Raw genomic sequence first — 17687 nt, 5'->3', positions numbered from 1 at the left:
AGAGGTTGATCGATCTATCCCGCCGAGACTATGCCGAGCTCGTGGTGCCGTGACGCAAAAGCGGCGACAGCAGTGGGTTCGCCACGCCACATCTCACCTTGAGTCAGTACCCCTTCACAACCGGTGGCCCAGCCTGGTTTCCCACTCGGCGATCGCGCGGCCGAGGATCGGGTCGACCGGCTTGGTCCTGGCCGAGGCGCGCCAGCATCTCGACGCGCCACTGGTGGATCTGCTCCATGCCCTGGTCGAGCTTCTGGGCAAGGTCTCGGCCGGACAGGTGGATGTACCGCAGCGCGCTCTCGATCTGGCTGCACCCGGCGAACTTCGCGGTCTGGTGAAAGAGGAAACGGGAAACCCTCCTATTTCCTACCGCTGGGTTCCACATCTCCGCCACAATCCGTCGATGAGTCGCGAACAGCGGTTCGAAACAGCGTCCAGATTTCCCTCCACCCGTCGAGGGCGGCGATGAATGCGGCAGCGAGCACCAGGACCAACGCGTACCGGACCGTCCCGGTGAGCTCAAGATCGATGAGGATGCTCGCGGCCCACACCTGCGCCCCGGTGAACCCGAATGTGAGCGCAGCGCGGCCGAGCAACAATTCGCGGGCCCGATTGCGCTGTTCGGGTATCGATTCGCGGATGGGCTCGTCCTTGATCATTTCTTCTCCTATGGTCGGCCAGTGGTCCGGCGGTTCGCCAGCTGGACCGGCACGTTTCACCTTGTGCGAAATGCGGTCGATGCGAACACCCGTTTCCCCGCGCCAACTGAACCGGGCAACGGGAAACCCGGAGGTCGATGTGAACGAGCAGCCCACACTGTTCGGCGCAGAGCTTCGAAGACTGCGCATCACCGCGGGCCTCTCCCTCACCCGGTTGGCCGCGCTGCTGCATTACAGCAAGGGACACCTCAGCAAAATCGAAACCGGGAGCAAACAACCGACACCGGAATTCGCGCGGCGCTGCGATGCCCTCCTGGAAACCGGCGGAAAGCTGGCGGTTCTGGTTCCCGCGCAGTCCTCGGATGCACCTCTGCCCGAAACGCACGGCGACGGTGAGGTGTGGTTGATGAATCTCGCATCCGACGGGAAAAGTTGGTTCCAGCCGATGGATCGACGACAGGCGCTGGCGGCGGGAGCAGCCTCGGTGCTGGCTTTCGGAATGGGCGGCGGTCACACCGCCGCTTCGCAAGCCGACGTGGTCTCGACGTTCCGCACGATGTTCGACCAGTTCCGCCGACTGGGGCAGACTGCCAGTCCTTCCGTGGTGCTGCCCGCACTCACAGCGCAGACGCACACGCTGCGCGAGCTCGCCGCCCAGTCCCGGCCCCGGTTGCGCGGCGAAATCCTGGCGTTGAACTCGCGGTACGCCGAATTCGCCGGATGGATGGCCCAGGAATCGGGAGACGACCGCGCCGCGCTGTGGTGGACCGACCGCGCGGTGGAAATGGCCGAAGCGGGCGACGATCGAACGCTCGCCGCGTATTCACTGGTCCGACGCGCACTGGTGGCCATGTACCTGGACGACGCGCAGCAGACCATCGAACTGGCCCGCCAAGCCCAGCACACCAAAACCTCGGTCCGGGTCCGCGGGTTGGCCGCACAGCGCGAAGCTCAGGGTCACGCGCTCGCCGGAGACTACGACTCCTGCATGCGGAGCTTGGATTGGGCGCGGGAACTGCTCAGCGTCGTCAGACCCGACGGTGGGCCGGTGCTCGGCACGGCGAACCTGCCAGACCCCGTCGCGATGGTCACCGGTTGGTGCCTGCACGACCTCGGCCGCCCTCGGGAGGCGGCCGCCATCCTGGACCGGGAAATCCGACGGGTGCCACCGCGAGCGTTGCGTTCCCAAGCGCGCTACGGGGTGCGCAGAGCGCTCGCGCACGCTGCGGCAGGCGATGTCGACCACGCCTGCGCCCTCATTGAGCAGGTGCTCGGAGCAGTGGACAGCGTCAGCTCGGCCACCATCACCACGGACCTGCGGCGATTGGCCCGCACACTCGGTCGGTTCCACACCGCTTCCTCGGTGCGCAAGCTGCAACCGCGGCTGATCGCCTCGCTGCACAACAAAATCGCCTGAGAAATCCGCATCCTGCCCGAAAGTGAGGTAGTGCCGTGCCCGAAATCTTCATCAACTACCGGACCGGGGACTGCGAGCAAACCGCGGTGACCATCGAACACGACCTTTCCCGAAGGTTCGGCAGGCAACGGGTCTTCCGCGCGAGCAAGTCGATCCGGCCCGGCGACAACTACCGCGACGGGCTGTCTGCGGCGTCCACCGGTACTCGCGTGCTCCTCGCCCTGATCGGCCCGAACTGGCTCAACGCGAGGGACCACAACGGGAACCTGGCGCTGACAAACGAGAACGACTGGACCCGCAAGGAGATCCTGAACGCCATGCGAACCGGAGCGCGGATCATCCCGATCCTCTGTGGACGGAAGATGCCGCGCCTGTCGGCAGCGAGCCTGCCAGCGGACTTGGCGCCACTGGCGGACCTCCAATCCCTGACCTACGACACCGGCAATGCGGAGGCCGACCTGAACCGGATAGCGGCCGAACTCGCAGACCTGGTACCGGGACTGGTCGACCGCACGGCGAAGCCGATCTCGGATCGCGGAACCGTGGTGAACTCCAACACCGGCACAGTCGGCGGCAACCTGAACCAGGTCGGCGAACTGCACGGACCGCTCAACATGACGACCTTTCACGGCTCGACCGGACCGGTGAGCACCGGGCCGGGCGACCAGCAGGTCTTCTACGGCGATGGCAACAACTACGTCGCAGGCCGGAATTCCGGCGGAATCCACCAGAACTTCGAGGCGAAGCGCGAACGGGACGAGAAGAGATGACCGAATTCCACAGCGAGTTCCACGACGCCCAGGACGGCCCGATCCACACGGGTTCCGGGGATCTGAACGTCAATCCGGTCTACCTGAGCATCTACGAGAGCGTCCGACGCCAAGCCCGCGGGCCACGGCTGACGCTGAAGGACGACCTGCGTTGGCTCAAGCAGCGATTCGTGGCACCGCCGAACATGGGTGCCGCGAGGGCGCGGTTGCTGGAGACCCGGACTGTTCTGCTGACCGGGCCACCGGGCAGTGGTCGCAACACCGCCGCGAAGATGCTGCTCGACGAGATCACCGATGAGAACACTCCGTTCAGCGTCCTCGACGACGAAGCAACAACGCACGACGAAAGGTTGACGGAATCGAAGGTCCACTTCGGACATCGCTTCGTGCTGGACCTCACGGACAGCGGCGAGGACGTGTTCCGCGCTCGGCACCGGGAACTGCCCGTGTTCCGCACCTCCCTCCAGAAGCAGGACGCGTACTTGGCGATTGTCGTGCCAGACCCCTACAGGCACTTGATAGGTGCGGATCTGCGGCAACTCGTCGTTCGGATCGACCGACCACGCGGCGATCTCGTACTACGACGGCACCTGGAAGCAGTGGAGATCTTCCCCTCCTATCCAGAACTGGCCGCAGACGAGCTCGCCAAGCACTTGGCCGCGCCGATGTCGGATATCGCGAATCTGGTCGATTGGGTGACCCGGGCCCGTGACAAGGCGCCGGACGGTGATGTGCCCACCTGGCTGGGCGAAGCCATCGCCGCGCACACCGACCGCAGCGGGGAAGTGACTGCGCAGCTGAAGAACCATTCCACTGGAAGGCGGCGGACAGTGCTGCTCGCCGCGGCGATGTGCCGAGGCGCATCCAGCGATGCGGTTTTCTTCGCTTCTCACCTCCTGGTCAAGATGTCGGGCTTGGACCAGGGTGAGGGGCCGAGGCTGGGCCAGGACGGTTACCGCATCCAACTCGACGACCTCGACATCGATGTCACGCCGAACAACCGCATCGAGTTCAGCAGGATCGCCTACGACCGAGCACTGCTGGAGCACTTCTGGGACAACTACCCGGACCTCCGGGAAACGTTCTGCCGGTGGGTGGACCGGATCATCCGCCAGGAGCAGTTCACCACAGCGGACCGGCAGAACGTGGTGGACCGCTTCGCTTCACAAGCTTTGCGCACGAGTTCGCCGGGGCACGTGGAATGGCTGATCGGACGATGGGTTTCCCCCACCCAGCGGGGGCCGAACCTGCGGGATTACGGCGTGCGGGCACTGGTGGCCGGTCTCAAGGACGTGCGGCACGGTCGCTCCTTCCGACAGCTGGTGTACAGGTGGTCGCGCCATGACGACCTCCCCGGCGAAATGGGACAGATCGTCGTGGACGTGAGCACGGAGGTGATCGCCCCGAACTTCCCAGACCAGGCAGTAGTTCGCCTGCAACACCGAGCCCGCCGCGAGGACGGCACGGGCAACCCGACAGCACGGCAAGCGCTCGTGTCGCTCACGCAGCAGGATCCAATCCTGCTGCGCCTGCTGTTGGACAGACTCGCAACGGACCTCCTCAGAACAGCGCAATGGCCCGCGGACTTCCTGCTGTTCCTGGACATCGCCGACCCGTGGCGGTTGTCGGACGCGAGCACGCGCTCGCAGCCACTCGCCGCTGACCAGACGGTGCGGTCCCAACTGGTGACCTGCTGGCGCGCGGCGATGCTCGCCCGCCCCGACCTCATACTCTCCCGGCTGCACCACTGGTTGGCAGCAGCCGGTCAGACCGCGTCGTACGACTTGCTGCTCCGAATCCTGGCCGAAGCCGCGCGCCCGTCGATCGACCTGCTAGCCGCTCTGCACGTCACAGCACGCGACTGGAGCCACACCGAGCACGGACGGCCCGAAGTCGCGATGCGGATGTCCCAGCTGATCGACATGGCGCAGGGCCTTCAGCCCGCGGACTACGTCTTCCCCCACGCATCCGAGGAGGCCGTTCGATGAGCAAGGAAAACCGGATCCTGTATGGCGGTCTGGCGCTCGCCCTCGCGGTCCCGCTCGTCCTCGGTTTGGTCCTGGACTGGCCCGCCTGGGTCACGGTGCCGCTGTTCGCGGCGGTGCTCTTCGGCATCTACCAGAAGCTCATGCACGGCACGAGAACCCCCAGCGACCACGTCGGCGTCGTCCTGGACAAGATCGGCCTGTACGCGGACAACCCGGTTCGCGACCTGACCGCCCACCGGTTCGCCAAGCTGATCGAAGCGGCGGGAAACCAGCGGGTCGCCGACGAAGTCCGCCAGAAGTTCGATGCACCGCGCTCGTTGCGCTAGCACCCGAATCACTGGGGGTGGCCGGGAGGTGCTTGAAGACCTGAGCACCTCCCGGCCCGGTGCCACGTTGCCGTCAGGTGCGCCGATCGTTCTGGACGAACTGTTAGAAGGTCATCTTGGACAGTTGGTCGGCGACTTGGGTGGCGACGTCTCTCAGGCGTTGTTCAAGGATCTCGCGCGACGCCGTCTTGTCGATGAGTCTCATCTCCACGTCGATGTTGCGGATCATGACGGCGAGCACCGCCGTGTCGTTCGACCTGTACAGCAGCAGTGCAGCCCGGTCGGAGCCCGGAATCTCGGTTCGCGGCCACCGCCCGTACCACCGGTCGAAGGAGTCGGCATTCATCTGCGCGGGAGTCGCGGTGATCTGCCTGCGGTCCCACTCGGGAGTGCGGAACCAGCGGTGGAACCGGATCTGGAGCTCGGGAGTGTCGGTGCCGTCCGAAGGAGGTTCGACGTCGTCCGGCCCCCAGCGGCAGAAGAGCGTCTCGCTCCCGTTGTTTTGAGGGTCGTCCTCGTGCCGCCTGGTGTGCGTGATGTCGGCGTAGCTCATCGTCGACAGCGTCGACTGCGGCACCAGGACGCACAGGTCCTGCATCGGGCCGAATTCCGGGGGCGCGACCTGGCTGGGCCTGCCGTCCGACGACTCGGGTGGTAGTGGGCTGCACCCGGCGAGCAGCGAGGCGACGATGACGACCAGCGCCCATCTTGGGCCTCTTGCGCGGGTCACGGGCGGAATCCAGCGAGCAGCAGGTGGCAACCTAGCACGGTATCCACGTCGTCCATTGTGGATTGTCCCCGCCTGAACATCACGCCCACACGCGCCTCCTCGTCGAAGGGTCAGTGTATCGACGTTGGGGAGCTTGTCCTCCGCACAAGCTTCCGCGCACTGGTGAGATTGTTATAGGGCAAGGACGCATGCCCCAACGGAGCACCTCTGGTCAGTGGCGGGGTGCGTGGACGCGGCAACATGTGCTGGAAGGGCTGAACTCCCGGTCTCGGTAGTCTAGGCTTCGGACCGAATCGCACGCCTGGATGGGTCAGCTTGGGCGGGGTACGGCTGGAACCTCGGTGATCGATCGGTGTCTCAGGTGAGGCGCGGTGTGAGCAGATCTTGAAGGGGTGACAGCCTGGATGTCCGAGCCGGGCGCAGGTCCACCTGCGGTGCCTCCGACCACCACCGCCGCCGGTCCGCAGGAGTTGTGGACCGTGCCGCCACCCCGTCGTCCGCTGAAACCCACTGATCCGGCCACGATCGGTCGTTACCAGCTGGAAGCGGTTCTCGGCGAGGGCGGGATGGGCCGCGTCTACTTGGGGCACACGCCAGCCGGAAGCTCGGTAGCGATCAAGGTGGTGCACCGCGAATACGCCGCGGACTGGTCTTTTCGTCGACGTTTCGAGCAGGAAGTGGCCGCGGCCAAGCTCGTCCACGGGCTCTACACCGTTCCTGTTGTCGACGCCGATGTCCAGGCGGACGAGCCGTGGTTGGCCACCGCATACATTCCCGGACCCTCGCTGCAGTACGCGGTCGCCGAATACGGCCCCCTGCCCGTCGACGCGACGCTGGCACTGCTCGCCAGGGTGGCAGAGGCGTTGGAATCCATCCACGCCGCCGGGGTGATCCACCGCGACCTCAAACCCTCCAACGTGATCCTCACCGCCGAGGGACCCAAGGTCATCGACTTCGGCATCGCCCGCGCTGCCGAAGCCAGCTCCGTCACCGGCACCGACGTCCGGCCCGGCACCCCGGCCTACATGGCACCGGAGTACATCCTGGGGCAGACACTCACCCCAGCAGTCGACGTCTTCGCGCTGGGTGTCGTGGCGAACTTCGCCGCCACCGGCGAGTTGGCCTTCGGCGGCGGCTCCGGACACGCGGTTGTCCACCGGATTCTGGAACAAGACCCCAACCTGGACGGGTGCCCTGAGCCCGTCCGCGGTATCGCCGCGGCGTGCTTGACCAAGGACCCCCAGCAGCGTCCCGCGCCTTCCGAGGTCATCGACCTGTGCCGTCAACCCGCGACCATTTCGGACGTGCCCGGTGCTGGCTCACGACCGGCGACCCCAACACAGCGCGACACGGCAGACGAGACCACCGCTCCTGCCGCCGCAACGCCCCCAGGCACCCGGCAGTACACCCAGCTCCCGCACACCCGGCAGTACACCCACACGCCACACCTTCAGACCACCGCCCGGCCCTGGCGCCTCGGGCGCCTGCTGCTGATCATCGGAGCGGCCGCCGCAGCGTCCATCGGAATTCTGCTCGGCATTTTCGCCCTCCTCACCACCGGTCCGTCGTTCTACCTCGCCGACACCCTCTACGCCAGTACGCCCGGTGAGAGTTCGACCGAGGCGATTTCCAGCGTGGCGTTCAGCCCGGACGGCGAGATTCTCGCCAGCGCCAGGGGAGGCAACCTGGAACTGTGGGACGTGCCCGGCCGCGAACAGCGCGTCACCCTCACCAACGAAGACAGCAGAACAGCCAATCACGTGGCCTTCAGCCCGGACGGCCAGACTCTCGCCGCCGCGAGGGTGGACGGCAAGGTGGAACTGTGGGACGTGCCCGGCCGCGAGCAACGCGCCACCCTCACCGGTCACACCGAGGCGCTCAACGACCTAGCGTTCAGCCCCGACGGCCGCACCGTAGCCTCCGCCGGAGCGGACAGCAGGGTGCGGCTGTGGGACGTGGCCAGCAGTCAAGAACTTGCCATGCTCACCGGCCACACCGAAGCGGTGAATGGTGTGGCGTTCAGCCCCGACGGCCAGCTTCTCGCCACTGCCAGCGAAGATGGCACGGTGCGACTGTGGGACGTGGCCACCCGCGAACAACGCGCCACCCTCACCGGCAAATTCCGCGTCCCAGTAGTTCGTGTCGCCTTCAGCCCCGACGGCAAACTCCTCGCCGCCGCCGACCAGTACGGCAAGGTGGCCCTGTGGGATGTGGCCACCCGCGAACAACGCACCACCCTCGCCGACGACACCGCCGAACGCCACGGAGATGTCAATGGTATGGCCTTCAGCCCCGACAGCGAGCTCCTCGTCACCGTCGGCGACGACGGCAAGGTGGAGCTGTGGAATGTGACCAACGGCCTGAAGGACACCAGCGAAACCAGCCCCGAACCCAGCGGCCAGAATACGGATTATTCCTATGATTATTCGGTGAACGACGTGGCCTTTAGCCCGGACGGCCAGCTGTTCGCCACCGCTGGCTACGGCGGCACCGTGAGCCTGTGGCAAGTCCGAAAGTAGGGCTCGCCGAACCGGCCATCGGATTGATATCGACGTTCGACCCACCCAGTGCCCGCCCGGCTCGAAGTACCGGACGGGCACTGGCCACGACCGTCCACTTTGGTCAGATCTGCTGGTCTGCCCCGTAGGGTTGGGTTATTGCTTCCAGGTAGTGGCCCGACGGGTCGCAGAAGTAGACGCCTCTGCCTCCGTGGTTCGTGTTGAACTCACCGGGACGCTCTCCTCGGGGGTCCGCCCAGTGGTCGAGGCCCTCGGCCCGAATTCGCGCGTAGATGCCGTCGAAATCGCCTTCCGTTACGAGGAATGCGTAGTGCTGCGGCGGGAACTCGATGCCCGGCTCCGCGAACTGGAGCGTCACTCCGCCGTCGAGGTGGACCGTCAGGAAGAAGCCGCCTGGGTCCGCCGGTGGGAGGTCAAACATCTTCGTGAAGAACGATGCTGATTCTTGCTTGTCGCGCGCTGCGACGATCGTGTGATTGAACAGAACGGTCATGACGACCCTTCGAACCCACGCCTCCATGCCTGGCGCTGTCCGCCACCGACACGCGACGCTGCTCGGATCAAACCACAACCACTCCCACCACGCCAACCAACCCTGAGCGAAAGGCACCTTCTACCAACTTTCTCGGTAAAAGGTGCCCTTCACTCGTGGCTCGCGCGTGGTTGCGCCGGGATGTGCGGACGTTGACCTCGACATTGATCGTCGTTACAGTTCCGCTGATCGAACGCCAGCCGCGGGTGCGGACCGCAGCCCAGCTTTCGGTTGCCGGGCACATCGGGGTGTCCAGCGGAGGGGAGCGTCCATGACCGCCCTTGATCCTTCGACCCAGCCGGAGTCCGGTACGCATGTCGTTGGACGGCGGCGATTTCTCGGTTACGTGCTGGCCGCTCCCACGCTGGTGGCCGCCGCCGAGTTCGCCGTGCAGCCGGGTGCCGAGGCGGCGGTGCCGTCACCTGGTGTGGCGGAGCTGATGGATCTCAACGACTTGTTGACCGCAGCGGCGCAGCCGACCGCCAACCTGATCACCGTCGCGGTGCACACCGACGGCACCGTGTCGTTCGAGTTGCCGCGTGCCGAGGTCGGGCAGGGCATCACCACCTCGACAGCCATGCTCATCGCCGAGGAAATGGACCTGCCGCTGGAGAAGGTCCGCGTCACGTTGGCCGATGCTCGACCGGAGCTGATGTTCAACCAGCTCACCGGCGGATCGAACACGACCATCTCGACCTACACCCCCATCCGGGTTGCCGCCGCGATCGCCAAGGGCCGGTTGCTCCAGGCTGCGGCCATCCAGCTCGATTCCGCCGTCACCGATCTGACCGCGCGGGCGGGTGTGATCACTTCCGTCCTAGGTGGACAGATCGATTACGGTTCCCTGGCGGAGAAAGCCGCGAGCGCACGGACCGAGCAGGTGTCCGTGGACCTCAAGCCGCGCTCGGACTTCAAGATCATCGGCACCCCGCGCAACCGGATCGACGCGCTGGCAGCCGTGACCGGGCGCAAGACGTTCGCGATGGACCTCGATGTGCCGGACGCGCTGCCCACCATGGTGTGCCGTGCACCGACCATCAACGGCACCGTCGAATCCGTCGCGAACCTCGCCGAAGTCCGGCAGATGCCAGGCGTCACCGATGTCGCCGTCATCTCCACCGGAGTAGCGGTTCGGGCCCAGACCTTCGGCCAGTGCATCGACGGGGTCCGGGCGCTGCGGGTCACCTGGAATGCGGGCACCGCTGCTGGCAAGTCCGACGAATCCGTTTTGCAGGAACTCAAATCGGCCGAACTGCCGCTCGCGCCGCCGGTCGGCAAAACCGTCGAAGGCGAGTTCACCTTCTACTTCCGGGGCAACAGCGCGCTGGAGCCGAACTGCGCCATCGCCGACGTCCGAGCCGACCGGGCCGAGATCTGGGGCTCGCTGAAATCGCCGATCGTGGCCCAGGAGACGATCGCGACGAAACTCGGCCTGCCGCCGAACGCGGTCGCGGTGCACGTCGTCGAAGGCGGCGGTTCGTTCGGCCGCAAGCTCTTCTCCGACGCCGCGCTGGAGGCCGCCGAGATCTCGCAACAGCTCGGCAAACCCGTGAAGCTGATGTGGCACCGCGCCGACGACTGCCGCCAAGGGCGCACCCATCCGATGAGCACGTCGCGGATCCGAGTCGGCTACGCGGCCGATACCGTGCTCAGCTACGACCAGCGGCACACGAGCGTGTCCACCGACTTCGGGCACGGCGTCGGCGAGGTCCTCACCGCTATGGCGGCACAGCTGCCGGTGGGTGATCTCGGGTTCTCCGAGACGATCTTCCAACTCACCCAGTCGATGCCCTACGACTTCGGCGCCGCCGCGCAGCTGCTCAACGAGGTCGACAAGGGCTTCAACACCAGCAGCATGCGCAACATCTACTCCCCCGACGTCACCTGCGCTCGGGAGCTGATCGTCGACCGGCTGGCGGCCGTCATGGGCCAGGACCCGTACCAGTTCCGCCGCGCCTTCCTCCAGGACGACCGGTCGCGCGCGGTGCTGGACAAGGTCGCCGAGGTCGGCGGATGGGGCCGCACGATGCCCGCGAACATGGCGCAGGGCATCGCTTTCCACGCCGAGTACCACGGCGTGACCGCCGCACTCGTCGAGATCGACTGCCGACCGGAGACCGTCAACCGACCGATCCGGGACGCGGTCAGCGGGCCGCGCGTCACCAAAGCCGTCTTCGCCGTGGACGTCGGGCTGGCGGTCAATCCGCGTGGGGTGGAAGCGCAGATGATGGGCGGCATCATGGACGGCATCGCCCAGGTGCTCACCTCCAGCCTGCACTTGGCGGAAGGGCACTTCCTCGAAGCCAGCTGGGACAACTACTTCTACACCCGGCAGTGGAACACGCCGCTGGACGTGCGGGTGATCGTCATGCCGCCGACCACCGGCGAACCCGGTGGCGCCGGAGAACTCGGCGTCGCCGCGTCGATGTCCGCCGTCGCGTGCGCGTACGGGCGCGCGACCGGCAGCATGCCGACCAGCTTCCCGATCAACCACGGCACGCTCTCCTTCGAACCGAAACCGACCGTGCCGCCGATCCCGGAATCGCCAACCGACGGCCTGGACCACGCCTACTGAGGAGAACCCCGTGTCCGAGCACACCTTTCGACTCAACGGCAAGCAGGTCACCGTGGACGTCGCCGACGACGTGCGGCTGCTGTGGGTGCTGCGCGACCTGCTCGGTGTCACCGGGCCGAAGTACGGCTGCGGGATCAACGTCTGCAAAGCCTGCACCAGCCACCACAACGGCAGGGCCTTCAACCCTTGTTCGGTGCAGGTCAAGGACATCGAGTCCACCGACGAGATCACCACCATCGAAGGGCTGCCCGCCACCGTCGGTGAGGACCTGCACCCGATGCAGCGGGCCTGGCTGGACCACGACGTGGCGCAGTGCGGCTACTGCCAGCCGGGTCAGATCATGGCGGCTGTCGCGAAGGTCCGGCAGGCCGCCGAGCAAGGCCGCGAGATCACCGACGCCGACATCGACGAGATCCGCAACATCTGCCGCTGCGGCACTTACTTCCGCATTCGCGAAGCGATCAAGGACGGTGCGCGGAACATGTGACCGCTACGCCTCGCGGAGGACCTTCTTCAGGATCTTACCGCTGGGCCCCTTGGGCAGTTCGTCGAGGACGCGGATCTCACGCGGGCACTTGTACGGGGCGAGTCGTTCCCGCGTGAACGCGATCAGCTCCGCCGCGTCGGGTCGGATGTCGGGCTGAAATGCAACTACCGCAACGATTTCTTCGCCGAGGCGAGCATCCGGCTTGCCGATCACGGCTGCCTCGCGGACGGCCGGGTGCGCGTAGAGCACTTCCTCGACTTCGCGGGGATAGACGTTGAAGCCACCTCGGATGATCAGATCCTTCTTGCGATCCACCACGAAGAAGAATCCATCCTCATCGCGGTAACCCAGATCACCGGTGCGGAACCAGCCACCGCGCAGCGCGGCCTCGGTCGTCTCCGGCCGCTTGTAGTAGCCCTTCATGACATTGTGGCCGCGGATCACGATCTCGCCGATGTGCTCGGGACCGGGCGGGAGTTCGTTGTCGTCCTCGTCGAAGATCTTCAGCTCAATACCCCACAGCGGCTTTCCGATCGACCCGATCTTGCGTTCCGCAGCGCTGACGTTGAACGTCGCGACCGCAGCCGTCTCGGAAAGACCGTAGCCTTCCAGCACGACGATGTTGGGCACCTGCTGCTCGAAACCCCGCAGGACCTCTTCGGGCATCGCCGCGCCGCCGGAAATCCCCGCGCGCAGCGACGACAGGTCGCGCTCAGCGAGGTTCGCACCGAGCAGTGCGAAGTACATCGTTGGTACGCCGGAGAAGACCGTGCAACGGTGCCGCTCGATCGCGTCCAGGACGGGACCGGCTTCGAACCTGGGGATCAGCACCAGCGAACCGCCGAACCTGATCGTCGAGTTGAGCACTGTGGACAGTCCGAACACGTGGAACAGCGGCAACACGCCGACACCGACGTCGTCCTTGTTGAAACCGAACCGCTCGGCGCCGACCGTGCACGCCATGAACAGCTCGAAGTGTGTCAGCTCCGCGCCTTTCGGCTTGCCCGTGGTTCCACTGGTGTAGAGCACCACTGCGGTATCCTCCGCGTCCACGGCGGTGATCTCACCGGTGTTCTCGGCCGCGCACAGTTCGTCGAAGGACCTCATACCCTCGGGCCGGGCAACGCTGCCGGGCAGGTTCACCACATAGGTCGGCACATCGACTTCGGCCGTCGCCTTCGCCGCTTCATCCGCGAACGACTCGAACGTCACCAGCAGCACGGCGTCGCTGTCGGTGAGGTGGTACGCCAACTCCCCGGCGCGCAGCAGCGGGTTGACCGGCACCATCACCAGGCCAGCCTTGAGGATGCCGAAGTAGGCGAACAGGAACTGCGGCACGTTCGGCAACTGCACGACGACCTTGTCCCCGCGGCGCAACCCGAGGTCCTGCAGCCCGGCCGCGACCCGACCGCTGATCTCATCGACCAGCCGGTAGTCGAAAGTGTGCTCGCCGAAGTGCATCAGCGGTCTTCCGGGGTGCGCGATTGTCGACTCCCGCAGCACCGTTGCCAGGTTGAAGCCCATGTCGCCTCCGTCATCGGGCGTCCGGGACCGACCAGTTGGTATGGAACCCTACGGAACAGTGGCGCGGCAAACAAGAGAGCATTACGGGCTCGGGTCAGCACGATGAACACTTTCGGCGGTCGCTCCGCACCCGGTTCTTCGGCCACGATGGGGTGATTTCGGATCGCCCATCCAGTCGGGTTCACTGTGGACAGTTGCAGTCGATATCTACCGAAGACCGCGAAAGTGCTGGTAGTCAACAGATCGGGCGATCGTCGGCCGGATTCGGAACTGGGTTAGATTCCAGCGGTCGTTGGTCGCTGATCGAGGTGGTGGGTGATGGGCGCGCACAAGCCCAGCCGTCGTGCGTTCCTGGTGGGCGCCGCAGCAGGCATGGCCGGACTGGGACTGCCGACGGCAGCATCGGCAGCTGGACGGGCCAGCGGTCCGACGGTCGCCGTGCTCGGTGCCGGGATCGCCGGGTTGACCGCCGCCCACGAACTCGCCGAGCGCGGATTCTCGGTCACCGTCTACGAGCGCCGCGCGCTCGGCGGCAAGGCCCGCAGCATCCCGGTGCCCGGTACCGGTCAGGCTGGTCGGCGGGACCTGCCGGGCGAGCACGGATTCCGGATCTTCTTCGGCTTCTACCGCGACCTCCCGGACACCCTGCGGCGCATCCCGTTCCCCGGCAATGCCAACGGAGTGCACGACAACCTGGTCGACGCCAGCGAAATGCTGCTCGCCCACCCCGGCGGACGCGCGGATCTGCACGTTCCGTGGACGTTGGGCGGAGCGGCCGCGGGCTTGCTGGGGCAGCTCTCGCCGAACGTCCTGCTGGACCAGCTGCGGGCGCTCGTCGAGTCCACCTTCCACCTGCCGCCCAACGAGGCGTTGGTCTTCGCCCAGCGGATGCTGGTCTACCTGACCAGCTGCGAACAGCGGCGGCTCGGGCAGTGGGAGCACACGGCGTGGCCCGACTTCCTCCGCGCGGCCGGAAAATCCCACGACTACCAGCGCATCCTCGTCTCCGGGCCGACCCGGGTGCTCAGCTCGACCAAGACCGCGGATGCCAGCGCGCACACGGTGGGCGTGGTATTCGAGTCCCTGCTGTTCAACGTCCTCGGACGCGGCAACGACGGTGCGCCGGATCGGGTGCTGGGCGCCCCCACCAACGAAGCCCTCATCGACCCGTGGGAACGTCACCTGCGCGATCTCGGGGTGGATTTCCGCATCGGGTGGTCGGTCGACGACCTGGTGCTCGACGACGGTCGGATCTCGGCAGCGCAGGTCCGCGACCCGCGCGGTCGTAGCCAGCGGGTCGGCGCGGACTTCTTCGTGTGCGCGCTGCCGGTCGAGCACGCCAGGAAGGTGTGGAACGAAAACCTGCGCGCCGCTGACCCGCAGCTGCGCGCGGCCGCGACGCTGGACACGGAGTGGATGGTGGGTCTGCAGTTCTACCTGGACCGCCGCACGCCGATCGCGCACGGCCACGCGTTCTACGTCGACTCGCCGTGGGCGCTGACCTCGATCAGCCAGGCCGATTTCTGGCCCGGCCGCGACATTCCCGCCGACTACGGCGACGGCCGCGTCGCGGAATGCCTGTCAGTGATCATCTCGGATTGGGACACGCCGGGAATCTTGTTCGGCAAACCGGCGAAAGAACTGACAGCGGAGCAGATCGCCCAGGAAGCGTGGGCGCAGCTCAAGCAGCATCTCAACGACTCCGGCCAGACCGTGCTCGACGACGGCTCGCTGAGGTCCTGGTTCCTGGACCCCGGCGTGACCGGGCTCGGCGGCCCCCAGCCGCGCAACGCCGACGAACTGGTGGTGCATCCGGTCGGGTCCTGGCAACGGCGCCCCACCGCGCGAACGGCCATCCCGAACTTCTTCCTGGCTGGTGACTACGTCGCGGTGCCGATCAACGCGGCCTCCATGGAAGGCGCGAACACGGCGGGACGCATGGCGGCGAACGCGCTGCTGGACGCGGCCGGATCCGACGCGCCCCGGGCAGTTGTCCACGACCTGTACCGAGCGCCCGAGTTCGAACTCCTCAAAACGGAGGACGAGCTCCAATACCGGCTCGGCCTGCCCAACCTCTTCGACGTGGACCCGGCCGCTGCTGGGTCGGGGGGGGGGGGGGGGGGGGGGACCCCCCCGGGGGGGCCCCACCCCCCGGGCGGGCCCCCCCCCCCCCCCGGGGGGGGGGGGGGGGTTTTTTGCGGGGGGGGGGGCGGGGGGGCGGGGGGGGGGGGGGCCCCCCCCCCCCCCCCCCCCCCCCCCCCCCCCCCCCCCCGACCCGGTGCGTGCCCGCCGTTCCCCCGGTGGTGGCGGTGGGATTGGAGGGGCGCTGCGGGCAGGTCGGGTCAGCGTTCGGCCAGGTTCTCCAGGGCTTCGAGGATGTCTCCGGAGCGTTTGAGGTCGACTAGGAGGCTTCGTTCGACTTCGGTGACCTTCGGGGCGATCCGGCGGTGCGTCGTTTGGCCTCGGCGGCTCAGGTAGACCAGGATCTTGCGGCGGTCCGCCGGGTCCACCTCGCGGTACAGCAGCGCGGTTGTGACCAGCCGGTCCACCAGGCGGGTCAGCGTCGGTCCGGTCGTCATGGTGCGCTCCGCGAGGTCGGCCATCGCCAGACTTCCCTCCGCAGCCAGGGTTTCCACCACCAGCCACTGTTCGAAGGTCAGTCCCTCCGGCTTGAGCACCTGCTCGACGCTCGCGGTCACCGCGCGGGCCGCCCGAGCCAGCGTGCGGGTCAGCGCCGGACCTGCGGCGACGTTGCCTGCTGCCATGCTCTTCGATCCTCACGCTTGCGCAACCCTGCCCGAATCGTAAATCCTGGTCCGCTAAGCGGAGCAGCCGCTTCGTGGCCAACGCAACACAACCGGGTCCGTTTCAAAAATTTTCCGATTGGAAGCAATCGGGCGTTCTTGGTGTTTCGGAGACCGCATGGCATTCGGCTCAGCGGTCCGCGAACGCGCCGCGCGGTGGCGCGTGGCCATGGTGATTCCGCTGCGGGGACCGGCCGGGCTGTTCGGCCCGTCCTGCGAAGCGATCACCGAACTCGCGGTGCACGAGATCAACGAGCGCGGCGGCGTCCTCGGGCGCGAGGTGACCGTGCAGGTCGTCGACGGCGGCGCGCCGCCGCACGAGGTCGCCGACGAGGTCCGGCGGCTAGTCGCCGACGGCTCGATCGACGCGGTCAGCGGCTGGCACATCTCCTCGGTGCGGCACGCGATCGCCCCGGTGGTCGCCGACCGCGTGCCGTACGTCTACACCTCGCTGTACGAAGGCGGCGAGCGGCGCCCCGGCATCTTCTGCTCCGGCGAGACACCGCGTTTCCAGATCGCCCCAGCCCTGCGATGGCTGCGCGACCACGTCGGTGTCCGACGCTGGTTCGTGGTCGGTGACGACTACGTGTGGCCGCACGGTTCGACCGCGGCCGTCCGCGACTTCGCCCGTGAACTGGACCTGCGGATCGTCGGCGAGACGTTCGTCGGACTGGGCTCCGGCGACATGCGGCGGGTGACCCGGCAGGTGGCAGCGGCGCCGTGCGACGGGGTGCTGATGCTGCTCGTCGGCCAGGACGCGGTGCGGTTCAACCGCGCCTTCGCCGCGCAGGGCTTGCACGACCGGCTGGTGCGCTTCAGCCCGCTGATGGAAGAAAGCATGCTCCTCGCCAGCGGCGCGGAAGCCACGCGGAACCTGTTCGTCGCGGCGGGGTATTTCCGATCGCTGGCCACCGCGGACGCGATGGACCTGCTCGGCTCGTACGTCCGGCTGCACGGGCCGAGCGCACCGCCGCTGAACAATGCGGCTGAGTCCTGCTACGAGGGCCTGCGCACGTTGGCGAAACTCGCCCGCCGGGCGGGTACGCCGGGACTGGCGGAGTTCAACGCCGCGATCGACGGCACCGCGTACCGAGGACCACGCGGCACCGTCGAATTCCACGGCCACCAAGCGACCCAACACGTCCACCTGGCCGTGGCCGACGGCTACGACTTCGACGTCATCACCCGGCTTTGACCGGTGGGCCGGTTTGGGTGGGAGACCTGACGGCTGACCGCACGGCCGCGACGCCTCGTGGACGCCGGACCACGGGTTGACGTCCTCGGCACCCGCACTTATTTTCATTCGAAATAATTCCATCAGGAATCATCTGGTCACCCAGCGGGACCAGGTCGATC

At 66.9% G+C, this 17687-nt stretch carries 13 protein-coding genes and 1 pseudogene; 9 read left to right on the top strand and 5 right to left on the bottom strand.

Annotated elements, in window-relative coordinates; translation table 11 throughout:
- Nucleotides 1-359: 359 nt before the first annotated feature.
- Nucleotides 360-659 carry a beta/alpha barrel domain-containing protein gene (locus tag MOQ72_RS13010; RefSeq protein ID WP_242183595.1) on the bottom strand — a complete coding sequence of 100 codons (300 nt, stop codon included), beginning with the start codon at nucleotides 657-659 and terminating at the stop codon, nucleotides 360-362.
- A gap of 139 nt (nucleotides 660-798) precedes the next feature.
- On the opposite strand from MOQ72_RS13010, the gene MOQ72_RS13005 reads away from it, so the two are divergent.
- From MOQ72_RS13005 to MOQ72_RS12990, 4 genes are read left to right on the top strand one after another with little or no spacing between them, the layout of a single operon-like run.
- Entirely contained in the window at nucleotides 799-2076 is a 1278-nt protein-coding gene (locus tag MOQ72_RS13005; RefSeq protein ID WP_242183593.1) for a helix-turn-helix domain-containing protein, read from the top strand.
- A gap of 35 nt (nucleotides 2077-2111) precedes the next feature.
- Entirely contained in the window at nucleotides 2112-2846 is a 735-nt protein-coding gene (locus MOQ72_RS13000; protein ID WP_242183591.1) for a toll/interleukin-1 receptor domain-containing protein, read from the top strand.
- The gene (locus tag MOQ72_RS12995; protein ID WP_242183589.1) at nucleotides 2843-4834 is read left to right on the top strand and encodes an ATP-binding protein; all 1992 of its coding nucleotides are present in this window, start codon (nucleotides 2843-2845) and stop codon (nucleotides 4832-4834) included. Before MOQ72_RS13000 ends, MOQ72_RS12995 begins: the two co-directional genes overlap by 4 nt.
- Nucleotides 4831-5160, top strand: coding sequence for a hypothetical protein (locus MOQ72_RS12990; RefSeq protein ID WP_242183587.1), 330 nt, complete (start codon nucleotides 4831-4833; stop codon nucleotides 5158-5160). The genes MOQ72_RS12995 and MOQ72_RS12990 overlap by 4 nt, the downstream gene beginning before the upstream one ends.
- Before the next feature lie 103 nt (nucleotides 5161-5263).
- Here MOQ72_RS12990 and MOQ72_RS12985 read toward each other — a convergent pair whose 3' ends face one another.
- Nucleotides 5264-5890 carry a DUF3558 domain-containing protein gene (locus MOQ72_RS12985; RefSeq protein ID WP_242183585.1) on the bottom strand — a complete coding sequence of 209 codons (627 nt, stop codon included), beginning with the start codon at nucleotides 5888-5890 and terminating at the stop codon, nucleotides 5264-5266.
- Between the two features lie 404 nt (nucleotides 5891-6294).
- Here MOQ72_RS12985 and MOQ72_RS12980 point away from each other — a divergent pair, with 404 nt between their 5' ends.
- Nucleotides 6295-8409, top strand: coding sequence for a WD40 repeat domain-containing serine/threonine protein kinase (locus MOQ72_RS12980; protein WP_277953996.1), 2115 nt, complete (start codon nucleotides 6295-6297; stop codon nucleotides 8407-8409).
- A gap of 103 nt (nucleotides 8410-8512) precedes the next feature.
- On the opposite strand, the gene MOQ72_RS12970 is transcribed toward MOQ72_RS12980, so the two are convergent.
- A complete protein-coding gene (locus MOQ72_RS12970; protein WP_242183583.1) occupies nucleotides 8513-8902 on the bottom strand; it encodes a VOC family protein in 390 nt (129 codons plus the stop codon).
- A gap of 310 nt (nucleotides 8903-9212) precedes the next feature.
- On the opposite strand from MOQ72_RS12970, the gene MOQ72_RS12965 reads away from it, so the two are divergent.
- Nucleotides 9213-11516: a molybdopterin cofactor-binding domain-containing protein gene (locus MOQ72_RS12965; RefSeq protein ID WP_242183581.1), complete on the top strand. Its 2304-nt coding sequence runs from the start codon at nucleotides 9213-9215 to the stop codon at nucleotides 11514-11516.
- A 10-nt stretch (nucleotides 11517-11526) separates the two neighbouring features.
- Nucleotides 11527-12003, top strand: coding sequence for a (2Fe-2S)-binding protein (locus tag MOQ72_RS12960; RefSeq protein ID WP_242183579.1), 477 nt, complete (start codon nucleotides 11527-11529; stop codon nucleotides 12001-12003).
- A 3-nt stretch (nucleotides 12004-12006) separates the two neighbouring features.
- Here MOQ72_RS12960 and MOQ72_RS12955 read toward each other — a convergent pair whose 3' ends face one another.
- Complete coding sequence (locus MOQ72_RS12955; RefSeq protein WP_242183577.1) at nucleotides 12007-13527, bottom strand: long-chain-fatty-acid--CoA ligase; 1521 nt, start codon at nucleotides 13525-13527, stop codon at nucleotides 12007-12009.
- Between the two features lie 318 nt (nucleotides 13528-13845).
- Between MOQ72_RS12955 and MOQ72_RS12950 the strand changes: the two are divergent.
- A pseudogene (locus MOQ72_RS12950) lies at nucleotides 13846-15474 on the top strand (hydroxysqualene dehydroxylase); the annotation flags it as partial.
- A 395-nt stretch (nucleotides 15475-15869) separates the two neighbouring features.
- Here MOQ72_RS12950 and MOQ72_RS12945 read toward each other — a convergent pair.
- Nucleotides 15870-16292: a MarR family winged helix-turn-helix transcriptional regulator gene (locus MOQ72_RS12945; RefSeq protein ID WP_242183575.1), complete on the bottom strand. Its 423-nt coding sequence runs from the start codon at nucleotides 16290-16292 to the stop codon at nucleotides 15870-15872.
- Between the two features lie 157 nt (nucleotides 16293-16449).
- On the opposite strand from MOQ72_RS12945, the gene MOQ72_RS12940 reads away from it, so the two are divergent.
- Nucleotides 16450-17526 (top strand): substrate-binding domain-containing protein, encoded by a 1077-nt coding sequence (locus MOQ72_RS12940; protein ID WP_242183573.1) that lies wholly within the window; start codon nucleotides 16450-16452, stop codon nucleotides 17524-17526.
- Nucleotides 17527-17687 lie beyond the last annotated feature (161 nt).

It is taken from the genome of Saccharopolyspora soli, assembly GCF_022678645.1.
GTDB classification, from domain to species: domain Bacteria; phylum Actinomycetota; class Actinomycetes; order Mycobacteriales; family Pseudonocardiaceae; genus Saccharopolyspora; species Saccharopolyspora soli.
Note: the sequence above shows the minus strand (reverse complement) of the source record. Positions and strands in the feature narration are given on the sequence as shown.